The organism is Lacihabitans soyangensis, from assembly GCF_024343775.1.
In the GTDB taxonomy this organism is placed as follows: domain Bacteria; phylum Bacteroidota; class Bacteroidia; order Cytophagales; family Spirosomataceae; genus Leadbetterella; species Leadbetterella soyangensis.
This window is the reverse complement of record NZ_RJUF01000099.1, coordinates 1-651: the sequence shown is the minus strand read 5'-3', so window position 1 is coordinate 651 and position 651 is coordinate 1. Positions and strand designations below refer to the sequence as shown.

1 pseudogene is annotated in these 651 nt (G+C 45.2%); it reads left to right on the top strand.

The features are described from left to right. Positions 1 to 651, top strand: a pseudogene (locus tag EGI31_RS14565) (SprB repeat-containing protein); the annotation flags it as partial.

Sequence of the window (651 nt, the reverse complement as noted above, 5' to 3'; positions counted from 1 at the left end):
TACTTACACGGTAACAGTGACTGATGCAAACGCTTGTCAGCAAACAGCAACAGTCAATATTACTCAGCCGACCGCACTTGTGGCATCTATTTCTGCTCAAACCAATGTATTATGTAATGGAGCAAGTACTGGATCAGCAACTGTGACTGCATCTGGTGGAAATCCTAATTATACCTATTCATGGGCACCTTCTGGTGGTACAGCGTCTACAGCTACTGGTTTAGCGGCTGGTACTTACACGGTAACAGTGACTGATGCAAACGCTTGTCAGCAAACAGCAACAGTCAATATTACTCAGCCGACCGCACTTGTGGCATCTATTTCTGCTCAAACCAATGTATTATGTAATGGAGCAAGTACTGGATCAGCAACTGTGACTGCATCGGGTGGAAATCCTAATTATACCTATTCATGGTCACCTTCTGGCGGTACAGCAGCTACAGCATCAGGTCTAACAGCTGGAACATATACGGTGACAGTTACAGACGCCAACTCTTGTCAGAAAACAGCAACGGTAATAATTACTCAGCCAACCACCTTATTAGCATCTATTTCGGCCCAAACTAACGTAGGATGTAATGGAGCAAGTACTGGAACGGCAACAGTAACCGCATCTGGTGGAACGCCTAATTATACCTATTCATGGGCTCC